This is a genomic window from Bacillus sp. Au-Bac7, assembly GCF_021341655.1.
In the GTDB taxonomy this organism is placed as follows: Bacteria; Bacillota; Bacilli; order Bacillales; family Cytobacillaceae; genus Niallia.
The window spans coordinates 270,857-286,695 of sequence record NZ_JAJTTG010000003.1 but is presented as its reverse complement, the minus strand read 5'-3'; the positions used below and the strand labels follow the sequence as shown (position 1 = coordinate 286,695).

General features: G+C 40.2%; 16 protein-coding genes. 13 read left to right on the top strand and 3 right to left on the bottom strand.

What is annotated here, in order from left to right:
- Nucleotides 1–20: 20 nt before the first annotated feature.
- The 9 genes from atpA (at nt 21) to LXM54_RS14445 (ending at nt 9,491) form a co-directional block, all read left to right on the top strand.
- Nucleotides 21–1,529, top strand: a complete 1,509-nt coding sequence (gene atpA, locus LXM54_RS14485; protein WP_233315917.1) for a F0F1 ATP synthase subunit alpha — start codon at nt 21–23, stop codon at nt 1,527–1,529.
- A 35-nt stretch (nt 1,530–1,564) separates the two neighbouring features.
- The gene (gene atpG, locus LXM54_RS14480) at nt 1,565–2,425 is read left to right on the top strand and encodes an ATP synthase F1 subunit gamma (protein ID WP_233315916.1); all 861 of its coding nucleotides are present in this window, start codon (nt 1,565–1,567) and stop codon (nt 2,423–2,425) included.
- Nucleotides 2,426–2,486: 61 nt separating this feature from the next.
- The gene (gene atpD, locus LXM54_RS14475) at nt 2,487–3,908 is read left to right on the top strand and encodes a F0F1 ATP synthase subunit beta (RefSeq protein ID WP_233315915.1); all 1,422 of its coding nucleotides are present in this window, start codon (nt 2,487–2,489) and stop codon (nt 3,906–3,908) included.
- A gap of 21 nt (nt 3,909–3,929) precedes the next feature.
- Nucleotides 3,930–4,337: a F0F1 ATP synthase subunit epsilon gene (locus LXM54_RS14470; protein WP_233315914.1), complete on the top strand. Its 408-nt coding sequence runs from the start codon at nt 3,930–3,932 to the stop codon at nt 4,335–4,337.
- Nucleotides 4,338–4,535: 198 nt separating this feature from the next.
- Entirely contained in the window at nt 4,536–4,772 is a 237-nt protein-coding gene (locus LXM54_RS14465) for a DUF1146 family protein (protein WP_233315913.1), read from the top strand.
- A 208-nt stretch (nt 4,773–4,980) separates the two neighbouring features.
- Nucleotides 4,981–5,736, top strand: a complete 756-nt coding sequence (locus LXM54_RS14460) for a YwmB family TATA-box binding protein (RefSeq protein ID WP_233315912.1) — start codon at nt 4,981–4,983, stop codon at nt 5,734–5,736.
- Between the two features lie 33 nt (nt 5,737–5,769).
- Entirely contained in the window at nt 5,770–7,077 is a 1,308-nt protein-coding gene (gene murA / locus LXM54_RS14455) for a UDP-N-acetylglucosamine 1-carboxyvinyltransferase (RefSeq protein WP_233315911.1), read from the top strand.
- 286 nt (nt 7,078–7,363) lie between these two features.
- Entirely contained in the window at nt 7,364–8,380 is a 1,017-nt protein-coding gene (gene spoIID / locus LXM54_RS14450) for a stage II sporulation protein D (protein WP_233315910.1), read from the top strand.
- A 190-nt stretch (nt 8,381–8,570) separates the two neighbouring features.
- On the top strand, nt 8,571–9,491 hold the full coding sequence (locus LXM54_RS14445) for a M23 family metallopeptidase (RefSeq protein WP_233315909.1): 921 nt from the start codon (nt 8,571–8,573) through the stop codon (nt 9,489–9,491).
- Between the two features lie 103 nt (nt 9,492–9,594).
- Here LXM54_RS14445 and LXM54_RS14440 read toward each other — a convergent pair whose 3' ends face one another.
- The 3 genes from LXM54_RS14440 to LXM54_RS14430 are packed head-to-tail and all read right to left on the bottom strand — an operon-like array spanning nt 9,595 to nt 11,569.
- Nucleotides 9,595–10,179, bottom strand: a complete 585-nt coding sequence (locus tag LXM54_RS14440) for a ferric reductase (protein WP_233315908.1) — start codon at nt 10,177–10,179, stop codon at nt 9,595–9,597.
- On the bottom strand, nt 10,172–11,095 hold the full coding sequence (locus LXM54_RS14435) for an FAD:protein FMN transferase (RefSeq protein ID WP_233315907.1): 924 nt from the start codon (nt 11,093–11,095) through the stop codon (nt 10,172–10,174). Before LXM54_RS14435 ends, LXM54_RS14440 begins: the two co-directional genes overlap by 8 nt.
- 12 nt (nt 11,096–11,107) lie before the next feature.
- Nucleotides 11,108–11,569, bottom strand: coding sequence for a hypothetical protein (locus tag LXM54_RS14430; protein WP_233315906.1), 462 nt, complete (start codon nt 11,567–11,569; stop codon nt 11,108–11,110).
- A gap of 382 nt (nt 11,570–11,951) precedes the next feature.
- Here LXM54_RS14430 and spoIIID point away from each other — a divergent pair, with 382 nt between their 5' ends.
- From spoIIID to LXM54_RS14410, 4 genes are all read left to right on the top strand, one after another.
- Complete coding sequence (gene spoIIID / locus LXM54_RS14425) at nt 11,952–12,224, top strand: sporulation transcriptional regulator SpoIIID (RefSeq protein ID WP_016204804.1); 273 nt, start codon at nt 11,952–11,954, stop codon at nt 12,222–12,224.
- A 629-nt stretch (nt 12,225–12,853) separates the two neighbouring features.
- Nucleotides 12,854–13,855, top strand: coding sequence for a rod shape-determining protein (locus tag LXM54_RS14420; RefSeq protein ID WP_233315905.1), 1,002 nt, complete (start codon nt 12,854–12,856; stop codon nt 13,853–13,855).
- Nucleotides 13,856–14,122: 267 nt separating this feature from the next.
- Complete coding sequence (locus LXM54_RS14415) at nt 14,123–14,941, top strand: flagellar hook-basal body protein (RefSeq protein ID WP_233315904.1); 819 nt, start codon at nt 14,123–14,125, stop codon at nt 14,939–14,941.
- Between the two features lie 49 nt (nt 14,942–14,990).
- Nucleotides 14,991–15,833 carry a flagellar hook-basal body protein gene (locus tag LXM54_RS14410; RefSeq protein WP_233315903.1) on the top strand — a complete coding sequence of 281 codons (843 nt, stop codon included), beginning with the start codon at nt 14,991–14,993 and terminating at the stop codon, nt 15,831–15,833.
- Nucleotides 15,834–15,839 lie beyond the last annotated feature (6 nt).

The following is a 15,839-nucleotide window of genomic DNA, read 5'->3' as shown; positions in this document are numbered from 1 at the left end:
TCAAGATAGGGGTGAAACGCATGAGCATCAAAGCGGAAGAAATCAGTGCTCTTATAAAAAGGCAAATTGAAAATTACCAATCAGAAGTTCAAGTGAGTGAAGTAGGTACGGTTATCAGTATTGGTGATGGAATCGCTCGCGTTCATGGATTGGACAACTGTATGGCAGGGGAACTTGTTGAGTTCTCTAACGGAGTTATGGGTCTTGCCCAAAACTTAGAAGAAAGCAATGTCGGGATCATCATCCTTGGTCCTTACACAGACATTCGCGAAGGTGACGAAGTGCGTCGTACAGGCAGAATCATGGAAGTACCTGTAGGCGAAGAATTGATTGGACGTGTTGTTAACTCATTAGGTCAGCCTGTGGATGGAATGGGTCCGATTAACTCAAGCAAAACTAGACCGATTGAGTTCTTGGCACCTGGTGTTATGGACCGTAAATCAGTTAGCGAGCCGCTTCAAACAGGTATCAAGGCAATTGATGCACTTGTGCCAATCGGCCGCGGACAGCGTGAGCTTATCATCGGTGACCGCCAAACAGGTAAAACATCTGTAGCAATCGATACAATTCTTAACCAAAAAGACCAAGATATGATCTGTATCTATGTAGCAATCGGACAAAAGGAATCTACTGTTCGTAATGCGGTTGAAACACTTCGCAAACACGGTGCATTGGATTATTCCATCGTCGTGACTGCATCTGCTTCCCAGCCGGCTCCATTGCTTTACCTAGCTCCATATGCAGGTGTAGCTATGGGTGAGGAATTCATGTATAACGGCAAGCACGTTTTAATCGTATATGATGATCTTTCTAAACAAGCATCAGCATACCGTGAATTATCCTTGCTGCTTCGTCGTCCTCCAGGCCGTGAAGCATATCCAGGGGATGTATTCTACTTGCATTCTCGTTTACTTGAGCGTGCAGCGAAGCTGAGCGACGCTAAAGGCGGCGGTTCTATTACTGCATTGCCGTTCATTGAGACACAAGCAGGAGACGTATCTGCATATATTCCAACAAACGTAATCTCTATTACAGATGGTCAAATATTCTTGCAGTCTGACTTGTTCTTCTCAGGAGTACGTCCTGCAATCAACGCAGGGTTGTCTGTTTCCCGTGTAGGTGGTTCTGCACAAATTAAAGCGATGAAAAAAGTTGCAGGTACGCTTCGTCTTGACTTAGCGTCATTCCGTGAGCTTGAGTCATTCGCACAGTTTGGATCAGACCTTGATAAAGCAACACAAGATAAGTTGAACCGCGGTGCCCGTACAGTTGAGGTACTGAAGCAAGACTTGAACAAACCATTAAAAGTAGAAAAGCAAGTAGCGATCCTTTATGCATTGACGCGCGGATTCCTTGATGATATTCCAGTACATGATATCAGAAGATTTGAAGATGAGTTATTGAACTGGATGGATCATAACCGTAAAGAATTGCTGGATCACATTGTGTCAACGAAAGAGCTTCCTTCTGACGACGATATGGCAGCTGCGATTAACGACTTCAAAAAGACGTTCGCTGCAACTGAGTAATAAAAGGAAAATCTGATGAATGGTGGTGAAAACGTTTGGCATCATTACGCGATATAAAGTCACGTATTAATTCAACGAAAAAGACAAGCCAAATCACAAAAGCGATGCAAATGGTATCTGCTGCTAAGATGAATAAAGCAGAAGCAAATGCAAAGTCTTTTGTTCCATATATGGAAAAGATAGAAGAAGTGACACAGTCAGTAGCGGCAGGGAGCAAAGGCAGCTCCCACCCAATGCTGGTTGCCCGTCCGGTTAAAAAGACAGGTTATATTATTATCACATCAGACCGCGGACTTGCGGGTGCATATAACAGTAATGTTTTAAGAAAGCTGAACCAGATTGTACAAGCTAAGCATCAATCAAAAGATGAGTATGCAGTTATTGCAATCGGTAAAGTCGGCAGAGATTTCCTTGTGAAGCAAGGGACAAATGTCATTTTGGACATTGTCGGAATTGCGGACCAGCCGGACTTCTTGGACATTAAGGATATTACGAACAAGTCTGTCGGCATGTTTAGTGATGGAACATTTGATGAAGTACACATCATTTACAGCCATTATGTGAGTGCAATCCAGCAGGATGTAATGGAGAAGAAAATTCTCCCTCTTACAGATATCGGGAATAACTCTGCTGCACTTACTTCCTATGAATTTGAGCCTTCTGCAGAAGAGATTTTGGATGTATTGCTGCCGCAATATGCAGAAAGCCTAATTTACGGTGCATTGCTTGACAGTAAAGCGAGTGAACACTCTGCTAGGATGACAGCAATGAAGAACTCTACTGATAATGCGAAAGAAATTATCAATGATTTGAGTCTAGTTTATAACCGAGCTCGCCAGGCTGCTATTACGCAAGAGATTACGGAAATCGTCGGCGGTGCAGCTGCGCTGGAATAGGATTTAAGCAATAGAATTGCGACTTTGCAATTCTATGAAAAGAAGTATTGGAGGGAAAAACATGAGCTTAGGACAAGTTCTTCAGGTAATGGGTCCTGTAGTCGACGTTAAGTTCGATGGTGGCCATTTGCCTGATATAAATAATGCTTTGAAAGTGGTTCGTATTTCAGGAGAAAATGCTTCTGACAACGCTGAAGTAACCCTTGAAGTTGCCCTGCATTTAGGTGACAATACGGTCCGTACAATCGCGATGTCTTCTACTGATGGAATCACTAGAGGAACTCAAGTAACAGATACAGGTAAGTCTATTTCTGTACCAGTTGGTGATGTTACTTTAGGACGTGTATTTAACGTATTGGGAGAAACAATCGACCTTGATCCAGAAATTTCAGCTGATGCTAGAAGAGACTCTATTCATAGAGAAGCTCCGAAGTTCGAGCAGCTTTCTACACAAGTTGAAATACTAGAAACAGGTATTAAAGTAGTAGACTTGCTTGCACCTTATATTAAAGGTGGAAAGATCGGTCTATTCGGAGGAGCAGGTGTTGGTAAAACGGTTCTTATCCAAGAACTTATCAACAACATCGCTCAAGAGCACGGCGGTATTTCTGTATTTGCCGGTGTTGGAGAGCGTACGCGTGAAGGAAATGACCTATACCACGAAATGACAGATTCCGGCGTTATTAAGAAAACAGCAATGGTATTCGGACAAATGAACGAGCCGCCAGGTGCTCGTATGCGTGTTGCCTTGACTGGTTTGACAATGGCTGAATATTTCCGTGATGAGCAAGGACAAGACGTTCTGTTCTTCATCGATAACATCTTCCGTTTCACACAAGCAGGTTCTGAAGTTTCTGCCTTGCTTGGACGTATGCCTTCAGCAGTAGGTTACCAGCCGACTCTAGCAACAGAAATGGGTAAATTACAAGAGCGTATCACTTCTACAAACGTAGGATCAGTAACATCTATCCAAGCGATTTATGTACCAGCAGATGACTACACAGACCCAGCGCCTGCAACAACATTTGCTCACTTGGATGCAACAACAAACCTTGAGCGTAAATTGACAGAGATGGGTATTTACCCAGCGGTGGATCCATTGGCATCTACATCACGCGCTTTGTCGCCTGAAATCGTAGGAGAAGAGCACTACAATGTTGCTCGTCAAGTACAATCAACTTTACAGCGCTACAGAGAGCTTCAAGATATCATCAGCATCCTTGGTATGGATGAGTTGAATGATGAAGATAAAATGGTCGTACATCGCGCAAGAAGAATTCAATTCTTCCTGTCACAAAACTTCCACGTAGCAGAACAGTTCACAGGACAGAAGGGTTCTTATGTTCCTGTTAAAGAAACTGTTAAAGGCTTCAAGGATATCCTTGATGGTAAATACGATCACCTTCCAGAAGATGCATTCCGCCTAGTCGGAAGAATCGAAGAAGCAATCGAAAATGCTAAAAAAATGGGTGTTGAAGTATAATTCTAGTCAGGAGGGGTAGAAATGAAGACGATTAAAGTCCATGTAGTAACTCCTGATGGCCCGGTGCATGATTCAGACGTTGAGACGGTTATCGCAAAAGCAGAAAGCGGAGAACTTGGAATAATGGCAGGCCATGTTCCAATGGTTGCTCCCCTTAAAATAGGTGTCATACACTTGAAAAATGGAAAGACTTCTGAGTATTTGGCAGTCAATGGCGGAATCTTAGAGGTTCGGCCAGATAAAGTAACGGTGCTTGCTCAATCTGCGGAAACTGCGGAAGATATCGATTATGATCGTGCTTTACGAGCTAAGGAGCGTGCAGAGCAAAGATTGCATGCGCAGAGTAGTGAACATATAGATTTTAAACGCGCAGAGCTTGCTCTCAAACGTGCAATGAACCGTATTTCTATAATCGAAAAAAGATATTAAAACCAAATGCCTCCTTTGCAAAAATGCAAATTGGGGGCATTTTTTTCGTTCGTGAAAGGGCTTTAAAAGAACAAAAAAGGTCTAGAAGAAACGAAAATGAAATAAAAATGAAATGAAAATGAAAAAATATGAAACCTTTTAGGTAGTTAGTTCGTCAAATAGAAGTTAGCAAGGAAACTTAAGAGTGGAGGTTCGGCCGTGATAGAAGATTTTGGCCAACAGGCGTTGCTCAGCATTGTAACAAATGTGGTATTTATTGCCCTGGCTTGGTGGGCATTGCAGTCCTTGAACATTGAAAAGTTCATCCGTGCAAACAAAGTAGTTCAAGCAAGAGTTTTATATGTGTTATTATCGATAATAATGGGATCACTAGTCAGTGACTTCTTCCTTAATTATCTGCTTTGGTCACAACAGTTGCCACTAATTATGCAATAAGATGCATTGGAAGAAACAATTACCAACTAAATAGGTCTTCATACATGTTTTCTTTTGTTCACTTTTTCAGTACAATTCAACTTGCGTGTTGAATAAAATTAGTTTGTACGCTGATATAGAATATATTCATGTCAAAAAGTGACGACAATTCGTGAGTATTTCATTCCCCTACTATGGAAACAATGCTAGTAAGGGGGAGGAATATAAGATGAATAAAAAAAGAACAGTAATTTATATCGTGTTAACAATACTAGTTGGTTTGGCAGCAGTCACTTTTGGGAATAACCCAATTATCGCGAAAAAACAGCTAGACCTATTTATCATAAATGGAATTTTACAAGAGGAACAGAACATTAATGTAACTGAATGGTCTCTGCATGCAAGAGAAAAATTGGAAAATGTGAAAAGCTTATCAGATGCAAAAGCCGTTCAGGCTGAATTGCAGGAAAAATTTCCTGATGCAAAATGGACGGAAACAGAAAACAGCAGCAGCTGGCAGGCTAAAGCTTTACTTTCAGCTGACAGCAGCAAAGAAGAGAGTATAACGGTCACTGCTTCATTAACAACTCAAACTGCTCAATCATATGTTATATATGAAGTGAAAGGGAAGGAGTTAAGTGACCAGTTCAGCAAAATGCTGAAAAAGGATATAGAAGAAAAAGTTTCAGCTATATTTCGTGGAAAACCAACAATTTTCTCTTGTATAAAAGGCGAATTCAATGATAAGATTAGTAAGAGTCTGCCTTATTATGTAAACCATTTATTGGATGCTTTTCAAGCGAAACAAATAGAGGCGTTAGAGGAAGATGATTTTGTATCAGCTTCAGCCATAACGTCTATCTTTGATGAGAAAATTCAGGAAAATGACAAGGCAATGAACTTGCAATTGGGAATCAGGACACAAGGAATGGGCGGTAAGACTACCTTTGTAGTTGGCACACCCATCATAACGATTGAATATTAATATAGAGACATTGGACGCGGAGGGGAATACACTTTGGATAAAATCATCGTCCGCGGCGGAAAAAGGTTAAATGGAACGGTTAAAGTAGAAGGCGCAAAGAATGCCGTTTTGCCTGTAATCGCCGCTACATTATTAGCAAGTGATGGAAAAAGCATAATTAAGTCAGTTCCAACTCTTTCAGATGTATTTACAATAAACGAGGTATTGCGTTTTCTTAATGCTGACGTAACTTTTGCCAACAACGAAGTAACAGTAGATGCATCAAAAGAGTTGAGTGTGGAAGCGCCATTTGAATATGTGCGCAAAATGAGAGCTTCTGTTTTGGTAATGGGTTCATTATTGGCTAGAAATGGCCATGCAAGAGTAGCGTTGCCAGGAGGCTGCGCAATTGGCTCTAGACCGATTGATCAGCATCTTAAAGGCTTTGAAGCAATGGGTGCAAAAGTACAGGTAGGAAATGGTTTTATTGAGGCGTCTGTTGAAGATCGTCTGCATGGAGCGAAAATTTATTTAGATTTCCCAAGTGTAGGGGCAACAGAAAACATTATGATGGCTGCGACACTGGCTAAAGGTACAACAATCATCGAAAATGTTGCTAAAGAACCTGAAATTGTTGATTTAGCTAATTTCCTAAATGCAATGGGTGCAAAAGTAAGAGGTGCAGGAACTGGCACACTTCGAATTGAAGGTGTAGAAAAGCTGTACGGTGCAGAACATACAATTATTCCGGATAGAATTGAAGCTGGAACGTTTTTAGTTGCCGCTGCTATCACAGGCGGAAATGTCCTTGTACAAGGTGCAGTGCCAGAACATCTTTCATCTTTAATCGCAAAAATGGAAGAAATGGGTGTAGTCTTCAAAGAGGAAGAAGACGGACTTCGTGTTATTAGTGCAGAAAACTTAAAAGCTGTTGATATTAAGACAATGCCTCATCCTGGATTCCCAACAGATATGCAGTCACAAATGATGGCATTGTTGCTTCGCGCTAAAGGAACTAGCATGATAACAGAAACTGTTTTTGAAAACCGTTTTATGCATGTTGAAGAGTTCAGACGCATGAATGGCGATGTGAAGATTGAAGGTCGTTCTGTTATTATGAATGGACCAACAAACCTGCAAGGTGCTGAAGTAGCAGCAACAGATTTACGTGCTGCAGCAGCATTAATATTGTCAGGACTTGTGGCTGAAGGTATTACAAGAGTTACTGAACTGAAGCACTTGGATCGCGGATATGTTAACTTCCATGAGAAGCTGGCGGGATTAGGTGCTGACATTGAACGAGTGACAGAAGAAGAGCAAGTTACATTGACTGCAACTTATGTCGCAGATATGAATGCGTAATAAAACATAAGCAGCTATTATTCATTTCCCTTATGAGATGGATATAGCTGTTTTTTTTTTGTGCAGTTAAGCTTGGAAGAGGTTAATGAGGAAATGAAGAGATAACGAGAGATTACTCCCATACTATGCAAAGTTAGAAAAAATAGAACGCCTAGACCGATTATTTTCATGGTTTTTTCCTGATGAATAAAGTCATAAATGCTTGTCCAAGCCCATAAGAATGTTTTGTAAGACATTAATCGTCTTCTCGAAGCAATATCTACATCGTTCTTATGGAGGCTTATATATGATCAAATTCAAACCCTTTATCGCACTAGGAGCCATTCTGTTCAGCATCACTTTATTGCTTCCAGCTGTTTTGGTGCTTCCCTTTATTTCAGAACGAGGGAATGACACAAATGATACGCCAGCACAAGTTACGCCAGCAGAAAACACAGGTCCATCTGTGGAAGTTTCCATCTATCGGGAAGAGCAAAAAAAGATAGAGAAAGTTGATTTAGAAGAATATGTTGCCGGTGTTGTGGCACTGGAGATGAATGCAAGCTTTGAACCTGAAGCACTAAAAGCGCAAGCATTAGCAGCAAGAACCTATATCGTCCGCAGGATGATCTCCCAAACGGATTCAGGATTGCCTGATGGAGCAATAGTCGGTGATTCTATTACTTATCAAGTATATAAGAATAAAGCAGAATTAAAATCAACCTGGAAAACCGGTGATTATGATTGGAAGATGAAAAAGATTGAGGATGCCGTTCAAGCAACAGCAGGACAGATTCTGACATATGACGGAGAGCCAATCGATGCTCTATTTTTCTCCACAAGTAATGGATATACAGAAAACGCTGATGATGTCTGGGCTAACTCTCTTGCTTATTTAACGAGTGTTGAAAGCCCGTGGGATAAGAACTCCCCAAAGTTTAACGGCAAAGAAGAGCTCAGTATTCAAGAGTTCGAAAGCAAACTTGGCGTCTCTGTAGGAAGCAGTACAAGCATTATGACAAATGTAGAGTATACGAAAGGCAAGCGAATTGCAAAAGCGAATATAAGCGGAAAAGAGCTTGCAGGGACAGACATTCGCGATAAGCTTGGTTTAAAGTCAACAGACTTCACTATGACCAGAGAAGGCCAGAATATCGTTGTGACAACGAAGGGATATGGTCATGGTGTCGGGATGAGCCAGTATGGTGCAAACGGAATGGCGGCTGAAGGCAAGACATATGAGGATATCGTCAAGTATTACTATAAAGGTGTAGCTGTAACCGATTCTGAGAAACTTCTGACAGCTTATATGGCAAATAAATAATAAAGAAATAGCAGGAAGCTTCCTTGGCAGCAAGGGGGCTTTTTTTACTTTTCATCCCTTTAGAAAAAAAGTTTTTATTTTCATGCATAAATAAAACCAGTTTGTCGAAAAATAAGTTTTTAAAAAATTTTTTCTTGCATGTATATATTTATCATTATCTGTTCAGAATGATTGCTGAGGTGATGATAAAATGAGAGAGGAAGAAAACAAACGTACTTCTCCAAAATCAAAAGTAAAGAGTTTCTTTAAAAAGCGTTGGGCATTTCCAGCTGTTTATATCGCGAGTGCAGCTATTATTCTAACAGGTGTCCTTTGGTATCAAAACAGTGCAAGCGATACAGACAAGTTCAATTATGATGCGTCAAAAAATCCAAATACGCAGCTTAATGGTGATGAGCCTTCTGTACCAGTTACAAATGATGTTGAGAACTTTGCATGGCCAGTAAATGATCCAGATGCAGTAATTACTCAAAAAGGTTTTTATGACAATAGCCAAAGCAAGGAAGAGCAAATAAACTCACTAGTTTTCTATGATAATATGTACCAGCCTAATACTGGTGTAGATTTGAAAATGGAAGATAACAGTGAATTCGAAGTACTTGCTTCATTAAGCGGAACAGTTACAAAAGTATCAGAAGATTCTGTACTTGGTAATTCAATCGAAATCGAACATGCTGATGGTATCAAAACTTTCTATCAGTCTGTAAAGGATATCCAAGTAAAAGAGGGCGATGAAGTGAAAAAAGGTCAACCTCTTGCTACTTCTGGACAAAGCTTATATAACAAAGATGGCGGCATACATGTTCACTTTGAAATTCGTAAAGATAATGTAGCAGTAAATCCAATTGATTACTTCAATAAATCATTGGCTTCATTAGAAAATGCTGATACTTCTGAAGCAAGCAGCACTTCTGAGGAAAATGAAGTAACAGATGAATCGAACAAAGAAGAGTCTGTTTCAGAGGATGCAACAGAAAATCAATCAAATAAAGAAGTAACAGAAGAGTCAACAGACTCGAAAAATACAGATGCTGACGCAACAGATGAATCAACAGATTCTTCAAGTGATGATGCAGCAGACGAAAGCACTTCAGCTGATCCAAACGCATAATGCAAAACGAAAGAGTCCCATTCTTCGACAGAATGGGACTCTTTTTTCATGAATAAACCTATTTCAAAGACAAATTTCTCGGGAAATAATCCATACCTGTAAATCATGCTTTTTTGTCCATTATAGGCTTCTTTTTTAGCTGCATTGCTTGGACAATTCGCAGGATAGTTAAAATAAACACAGTTGCGCCTGTGAATATATAGAGTATAAGCATCCATGTTGTCTGGCTGTCTGTGCCCAGCAGCAATCCGTGAAGAAGAGCTGCATAGAATGTTGGGAATGCGAGAAAATGGATGGCTCTCCACATCTTCTTCCCAATCTTTTTTAAGAAGTCTGTTGATAAAACTAATAACAAGAATCCATAAAAGGCAAATATGCCTAATGATAGGGAGATGACATTATGTTCGACTGTAAAAGGAATCAGGATATTAAAGATGGTGTAAGAGGTATATTCTGTATCGAATACTAGGACTAGACCATGAACCATTCCAAAAAGCAGCCCGAACCAGCCGGCAGCCTCATGAGTATTTAGAATTATTTTTTGCATTTTCTTCGGAAATATTGGAAGTTTAAAAGTTAGCCCAGTCAGCATGGAGATAAACAGCAATAAATAAGATGTGATGGCTGCTGCCCTTGTTACATTCCAAATGCTGAATAGGTCGCCAAAGGTGGATAACCATTCATTCATACTGTTTCACTCCTTCTTTTGCATAAAAGTTTATATTGCCAGCTTGCAGGCATTGGTCATCGCTTGTCAGCCCAATAAAAGCTAAATTATTTCCTTTAAATTGCTTTAAGCCTTCCTCCCAGCCAAGGATAAGCATGCATTTAGCAAGAGCTTCTGCCTCTGTTAATGTTGGGGCAATCACAGTTGCCTGAATAAGGTTGGAGGTGCTCGGCAGGCAGGTTCGCGGATCTACTATATGGTGACAGTGCTGTCCGTTGGCAGTTGTCCAATGCCTTTTTACTGTAGAACTTGTTGCAATACCTGCATCTCTTTGTAATTCAATGGAGGCAATCGTTGCGTCTGGTCTGCTTGGATGATCTATTTTGACCACACGCTTTCTTTGCTCTAAACCCCAAACACAAATATCCCCGCCTGCAGAAATAGCGCCAGTCTTTATTCCGTCATCCTGTAAAAGCTCAGCGATGCATTGTGCTGTCCAGCCTTTAGCTATGCCCCCTAAATCTATTTGAATATCTTGTTCAAGGGTTACGCTCCTCATGCCTGTATCGATTGTGAGCGGGCGGGAAATCAGTCTAGATGAGGTAGGCTGTTCAGCTGTCTTCGGACATGCCTCCATCAGTTCAAAGCTCCGGTCATAACCGAGAGCACAAAGCGTCCTGCCTAGATAAGGATTATAAATCCCTTTTGTGACTGTAAAGTAGAAGTCCGCAATCCTAATAGCTTCAAACAGGATAGAGCTGCATACAAAAGGGATGTGAATGGTCCTATTTAATTGTGATAATTCACTAGCCTTGTCAAACCGTGACAGCGTCTTTTCTGCCTTTTTAAACAGATGTAATGTTTTTTTGGATGATTCCTCTGGTAAATCAAATGTGCGAATAGTGGTGTTCATACATGGGAATTCTGTTTGCTGCATATAATTATCTCCTTAAGATGAATGGCTGCGAAGGTCTCCACTTTCAGTTGTGCTCCCGTTAGTTGGAGGTGCTTGAAAGGACCCGCCGCTGAAATTATTGGACCCGCTGTTTGGGTCTGTTGTGGTACCTCCGCTGCTGTCACTTGAAGTATCAGAAGAACTGTCCTCTTGATAATCACCAGCCCAAGAGTCGCTGCTTCCAGATGAATAGGAACTTCCTGATGAATCACTGCTGCCTGAACCGTCGTCAGGTGTTGTATAACTTCCATTACTCCCATTTGAAGGGATTTGGCTTCCGTCTTCCTGTGCGAAAGGATTTTGGCTGCTTGGCAGCTCGCTGGTGCCCCCTGATTGATTATAAGCAGTTTGCTGACTGTTCCCAGTTGAAGTTGTTCCATTTAAAAACCCTATAAAACCTGTAAAAGCTGCAACACTGGATAAACCTATAATCCACTTTGTTTTTTTCGGTGCCATATACATCCCCCGTATCTATCAATATTTATTAATAAGGATTGTACGAAACAATCCTTAATTATTTCTTAAGCGCTACCCACTTTTAAAAAAATCAAAGGAAACCTTGTCCCTATTCATAATTTTCTGCATAAACTTTGACCCAAGCTAATAAACTGTTACAAACCTTACAAAGATGAAGTTTGGAGTGAGGGATCGTTTATAGATAAATGGATATGTAGTCGAGGACATGTTTAATCACGATAAGATCAGAAAGCAAAAGCTTTCTGCCGCATGTAAAAAGGAATATTCATGAAAGGAAACGTGCGGGATGAAGAATTTCGATGAAGCGAAAAGCGAGTCTCATTTCACACTTCTCACATCCAATTTAGGGAGGGCGAGTGGTGTGCACGATTACATCAAAGAGAGAACTATCAAGATTGGAAAGTATATCGTGGAGACGAGGAAAACAGTTCGCGTTATAGCGAAGGAGTTTGGCGTATCCAAAAGTACAGTCCATAAGGATTTAACAGAAAGGCTTCCTGAAATAAACCCGGATTTGGCAAACGAAGTAAAGGAAATTCTTGATTATCATAAATCGATTAGACATCTTCGCGGTGGGGAAGCGACAAAAATGAAGTACAAGAAGGAAGAATTGGAAGGGGAAACAGTACAATAACAACATGGAAAGAAAAAAACACAAGAATTTCATTTATGCTTATCTATCGATGGAGGACATCCTCCATCGGTAGAGAAAAAAACAGACAGAAATAGGACTTAGGAAATACTAAGTCTTTTTTATATGTCAAAATACATATCCAACACGCTCCTGTATTACTAACAGTTATATAAGAGATTGGAAAAAAATAGATAAATAATCGTTTAAGCGAACAAATATGAAAATTTTACAAATAAAAATAAGAAAAAATGCGCATATTTTTGACAAAAAGTTACTTCTTTCGTCAGCGGTATGATAGAATAGAAAATTAGAGTAGGACTAATATGATACGTGTTATGGCAAGGGTTGCAAGACATGTGAAGTGTTAGACATACACTTATCAGAAAACGAATATAAGAGAGTCAGCAGTTGTATTTTATATCGAACAACTGTTCTTCTGTCTGTCATAGTATTGCTTGAATTGTTAAAATGATCTGCTTATTAAAATGCGTTACATAATTTAATGAAACTAGTTTTGCTTTTTTGCGTTTAAATAATAGGAGAAATATTAACTTTTCATGTAAAGGTCTGTTTATAAAGAGAACAAATGGAAAAAACTGAATAATAGCCATAAGGAGGAAGTGTAAAAAATGTTCGCTAGAGATATCGGTATTGATTTAGGAACAGCAAATGTGTTGATTCATGTAAAAGGGAAAGGGATCGTCTTAAATGAGCCTTCGGTAGTCGCTCTCGATAAAAACACAGGCAGAGTGCTTGCAGTTGGAGAAGAAGCGCGCCGTATGGTTGGACGTACACCTGGAAATATTGTCGCTATTCGTCCGCTGAAAGACGGAGTTATTGCTGATTTTGATGTCACAGAAGCAATGCTTAAGCATTTTATCAATAAATTGAATGTAAAAGGATTTTTATCAAAGCCACGCATCCTTATCTGCTGTCCTACAAACATTACAAGTGTAGAGCAAAAAGCTATTAAAGAGGCAGCAGAAAAGAGCGGCGGCAAAAAAATCTACCTGGAGGAAGAGCCGAAAGTTGCTGCAATTGGAGCGGGTATGGACATCTTCCAGCCGAGTGGCAACATGGTTGTGGATATCGGCGGGGGAACAACTGACGTAGCTGTTCTTTCAATGGGTGATATTGTTACTTCTTCAAGCATCAAAATGGCAGGGGACAAGTTTGACAGTGAAATTCTTCAATATATTAAGAGAGAATATAAGCTCTTGATTGGAGAAAGAACGGCAGAAAACATCAAAATTAACATTGGAACTGTTTTCCCTGGCGCGCGTAAAGAAGAGATGGAAATTCGCGGCCGTGATATGGTTTCAGGTCTTCCTAGAACGATTACGGTTCATTCAGAGGAAATTGAACAGGCGCTAAGAGAGTCTGTAACAGTGATTGTACAAGCTGCTAAGAGTGTTCTGGAAAGAACTCCGCCTGAGCTTTCTGCAGATATCATTGACAGAGGAGTTATTTTGACAGGAGGCGGCGCGCTTCTTCATGGAATTGACATGCTGCTTGCTGATGAATTAAAAGTTCCAGTCTTGGTTGCAGAAAATCCAATGGATTGTGTCGCAATTGGTACAGGCATCATGCTTGACAATATTGACCGTTTACCAAAAAGAAAGCTTGGCTAATCAGGCTTTTCCATTGCTAAATAAATGAAAAATCGGCTGCCCGAAAGGGTAAGCCGTTTTTTTTGTTTAAAATTTAAAATAAATTTCTGTTTTGCATTAAATACCATTAGATATTTGTAAATAACATCCGATATAATAAGGGATGAAGTAAATACAATACAAAATATGACTTTTTTCAACAAATGACTACAGAAATGAACCTAACTTATTTTATAATATAACTAACTGTAATATGACCTTAACTTCTCAAAGATTGGAGAAAATGATATGTTTAAAGGATTTTATACAGCTGCATCAGGTATGTTAGCACAGCAAAGAAGAACTGAAATGCTGACAAACAATATGGCAAACAGCAATACACCTGGATATAAAGCCGATCAATCTGCTGTCCGTACATTCCCGGAGCTGCTTCAACAAACGGTAGATACCTATACTCCCAGCGGAAAAACAACAAAATCAACAATTGGCTCTTTAGGGACTGGTGTTTATATGCAAGAAGCCATCCCAACATTCACACAAGGTGATATTACTCAAACTGACTTGAAAACAGACATCGCCCTAGTGAATATAAATGTTCCTGGGGATGACAATAATACGGCAGGCTCCATATTCTTTAATATTCAAAATGCAAACGGTGAGACAAGATATTCTAGGAACGGAAACTTCACACTGGACGGCCAAGGTTATTTGACAACAGGAAGCGGCTTATATGTAATGGATGAAAACAATGAGCGAATTCAGCTGCCTGACGATAACTTTTCCGTGTCTAATGAAGGTGTGCTTACAACAAGTGAAGGGCAAGCATACCGCCTTGGGGTGAGCTATACAGCAAATCCTAAATCTTTAGTAAAAGAAGGCGATGGCCTTTACCGGGCTGAGGATGGACAGGCACTTGAAAATGCTTATACAGCAAACGGTGTAACATTCCAGCTTAAACAGAACTTCCTGGAGAGTTCTAACGTAGATACATCCAGGACGATGACAGATATGCTGTCTGCATATCGTTCATTTGAAGCAAACCAGAAGATTCTTCAAGCATATGACAAAAGCATGGATAAAGCCGCAAACGAAATAGGTAAAGTTTAAGGCAGACCACGTTTGGGGAAGCAACCCAGGTTAAGGGGGAGAATATAAGATGAACAGAACGATGCTTATCGCTACAAATACATTGACACAGTTGCAAAAACAAATGGATACAATCAGTAATAATATGGCTAATGTTGATACGACTGGTTACAAAAAGAATAATGCTACATTCACTGATTTGCTTGTCCAACAGGTTAATAACCAAAAGGATCTTGCGCAGGAGGTTAACCGTCAGACTCCTAATGGCATTAGACAAGGAAACGGTGCAATGGTTGCCCAGACCCAGACAGTTATGACACAAGGCACTTTAAAAACGACGAACCGTCCGTTGGATACGGCATTTACGTCAGAGGGCCAGCTTTACCGTGTGCTTGTCCAAAATGGGCAAAACACTGAAGTTCAATACACAAGAGACGGTGCTTTTTATTTATCTCCGGTATCAAATACGGAAAACATGCTTGTGACAAAGCAGGGGTATGCAGTTCTTGATGAAAATAATAATCCGATAATGCTCGATAAAAACGTAAGTCAATATACTTTATCAGAAACAGGTACTCTATCTGCAACTCTGAACAATGGACAGACTCAGAACGTTAATCTAGGTGTGACAGCTGTTAATTATCCTCAATTCCTTGAGAAAAAGGGAGATAATCTGTATGGTTTGCCTGCCAATCTAGATGAGCTTAACATGACGAGAGATCAAGTTCTGACAGATTTGGACGGAGCACTACGCGGAGAAGTTTCCGTCCAGCAGAATGTTCTGGAACAATCCAATGTTGATATGAGCAAGGAAATGGTTAACTTAATGTCGACACAGCGCTCCTATCAGTTTCAGTCAAGAGCTATCACTATTGCTGATCAGATGATGGGATTAGTAAATGAGATACGCTAAAAGGGA

Coding starts and splice junctions, on each gene's coding strand:
- atpA (WP_233315917.1), top strand. CDS start 21: ATGAGCATCAAAGCGGAAGAAATCAGTGCTCTTATAAAAAGGCAAATT.
- atpD (WP_233315915.1), top strand. CDS start 2,487: ATGAGCTTAGGACAAGTTCTTCAGGTAATGGGTCCTGTAGTCGACGTT.
- LXM54_RS14470 (WP_233315914.1), top strand. CDS start 3,930: ATGAAGACGATTAAAGTCCATGTAGTAACTCCTGATGGCCCGGTGCAT.
- LXM54_RS14460 (WP_233315912.1), top strand. CDS start 4,981: ATGAATAAAAAAAGAACAGTAATTTATATCGTGTTAACAATACTAGTT.
- spoIID (WP_233315910.1), top strand. CDS start 7,364: ATGATCAAATTCAAACCCTTTATCGCACTAGGAGCCATTCTGTTCAGC.
- LXM54_RS14445 (WP_233315909.1), top strand. CDS start 8,571: ATGAGAGAGGAAGAAAACAAACGTACTTCTCCAAAATCAAAAGTAAAG.
- LXM54_RS14440 (WP_233315908.1), bottom strand. CDS start 10,179: ATGAATGAATGGTTATCCACCTTTGGCGACCTATTCAGCATTTGGAAT.
- LXM54_RS14435 (WP_233315907.1), bottom strand. CDS start 11,095: ATGCAGCAAACAGAATTCCCATGTATGAACACCACTATTCGCACATTT.
- LXM54_RS14430 (WP_233315906.1), bottom strand. CDS start 11,569: ATGGCACCGAAAAAAACAAAGTGGATTATAGGTTTATCCAGTGTTGCA.
- LXM54_RS14420 (WP_233315905.1), top strand. CDS start 12,854: ATGTTCGCTAGAGATATCGGTATTGATTTAGGAACAGCAAATGTGTTG.
- LXM54_RS14415 (WP_233315904.1), top strand. CDS start 14,123: ATGTTTAAAGGATTTTATACAGCTGCATCAGGTATGTTAGCACAGCAA.
- LXM54_RS14410 (WP_233315903.1), top strand. CDS start 14,991: ATGAACAGAACGATGCTTATCGCTACAAATACATTGACACAGTTGCAA.